The 1736-nt window shown below is 68.9% G+C and carries 3 protein-coding genes; all 3 read left to right on the top strand.

The genetic code is table 11. From position 1 onward, the window contains the following. Nucleotides 1-225 precede the first annotated feature (225 nt). The gene (locus BKN37_RS27035; RefSeq protein ID WP_071030364.1) at nt 226-723 is read left to right on the top strand and encodes a glycine-rich domain-containing protein; all 498 of its coding nucleotides are present in this window, start codon (nt 226-228) and stop codon (nt 721-723) included. A 279-nt stretch (nt 724-1002) separates the two neighbouring features. Further along, nucleotides 1003-1281: a YlxR family protein gene (locus BKN37_RS28190; RefSeq protein WP_083342080.1), complete on the top strand. Its 279-nt coding sequence runs from the start codon at nt 1003-1005 to the stop codon at nt 1279-1281. A 101-nt stretch (nt 1282-1382) separates the two neighbouring features. Next, on the top strand, nt 1383-1736 hold a 354-nt coding region (locus tag BKN37_RS28195), incomplete at its 3' end, for a translation initiation factor IF-2 N-terminal domain-containing protein (protein ID WP_207547305.1).

Below are 1736 nucleotides of genomic sequence, written 5' to 3' on the forward strand. Positions count from 1 at the left end.
TGCCCGCCGTGGTGACCACCCCCACTGTCATCGCCGCTGTAACCCGCATCCCAGAGGTTGCGGCGCGGGCGGGAGCGGTCCTGCGGCTGGGCCAACGTCCGGATGACGATGATCACCAGGATCGTCCCGCCGACTATCAGCATGGTTACGCCCATGCTGGCATGCTAAGTGGCGCCGCTAACCGCGCTAGATGAACAAATGGTGACCACGCCGACGGGGGATAGGTTGAGGTTTCGTCGGAGGTTCGCCAGTCCGGAACAGACCGCGGCCGCTGTCGCGAACCTCGAACTGCCCGAGGCGGTGTTCAAGACCTGTCCGTGGCAGCCGCGCGCACTCATCGACACGGGGCTGCGCCAATGGCTGCGCTGCTGCGGCGTGGCGCTGCGCGACGACCAGGTCATCGGGATGCCGTCACGCGCGATCGACGAGGCCTGGCACGGATTCATTTTGTGCACCGCGCGGTATGCGGCGTTCTGCGATGCGGCCTACGGCCGGTTTCTGCACCACCACCCCGACGGCGGCGCACCCGCGCGGGTTGCCGCAGCGGCGGATTCCCGGGACACCCAACTGGGCCGCACCGTGGTGGCCTGGTCGCTGGTGGCGAGGCCCGGCGAAAGCTGCGTGATGTGGGATCTGGATAGCGTCCTGGGGCTCGACGATCCGTGGGGGCTCAGCGCCGAGCGGGTCGCCGAGATCCAGGCGCGGCTGCAGACCCAGCCGTGACGCCGGAGCCGGCGCCGTTTACATCGCTGACCTTGGGGTTTGGCGACGGGCAGCGGCCGCGGTAGCCGCCGATGCGGCCGGCAGGGTCGTTGTGCGGGGCCCAGCGGGAACGTCGCGTCCGACCCTCGATCGGGAAGGTGGCGAAACGGGCGCAGTAGGTCCTCGTCACCTCACCGATAGGTGGTTCGGAGCACCCCCGGCGTATAGGTAGACTGAGCCGTGATCCAGCGCGAGAATCCGGCCGTTGACTCGCGACAGCACCGCCGCCCCGAAGGACCGGTGCGAACGTGTGTCGGCTGCCGGAAACGAGAGTTGGCGGTCGGACTGCTTCGCGTAGTTGCTGCATCAACCGGGAACGGCACCTATTCCGTGATCGTTGATACAGCGGGTAATCTGCCGGGGCGGGGCGCATGGCTGCATCCCGCCCTGCAGTGCGCGAACGAAGCGATCCGACGGCGAGCTTTCGGGCGGGCGCTACGGATCGCCGGTTCACCGGACAGCTCCGCGGTGGTCGAGCACCTCAACGCGCTCGCCGCCACGGATACAGAGAACAGGTAGCGAAGAACATGAGCACACCGTGAAGTCCCGATGACCATGCGTCATAGCTAAACCCGAGGCGCGGCCCCACCACCGCTGTCGCCTCATGGACAGGAGAAGTAGTGGCAAAGGCCCGCGTACACGAGTTGGCCAAGGAACTCGGTGTTACCAGCAAGGAAGTCCTCGCTCGGCTAAGCGAGCAGGGCGAATTCGTTAAATCCGCATCGTCGACGGTGGAAGCCCCCGTCGCCCGTCGCCTGCGCGAATCGTTCGGCGGCGGCAAGCCCGCGGCGGCGAAGCCCTCCGGCAACGGCGCGGCCGCCAAGGCCGCCCCGGCCCCGGCCAAGCCCGCCGCGCCCAAACCGGCGCCCGAGCCGCCCAAGCCGGCCCCCGAAGCACCTAAGCCCGCAGCTGAGGCGCCTGCACCCGCGGCCGGCTTGGGCGCCTCGGCCGCCGCGGCTGCGGCACCGCCCAGC

This window comes from Mycobacterium talmoniae, assembly GCF_001854525.1.
Classification (GTDB): domain Bacteria; phylum Actinomycetota; class Actinomycetes; order Mycobacteriales; family Mycobacteriaceae; genus Mycobacterium; species Mycobacterium talmoniae.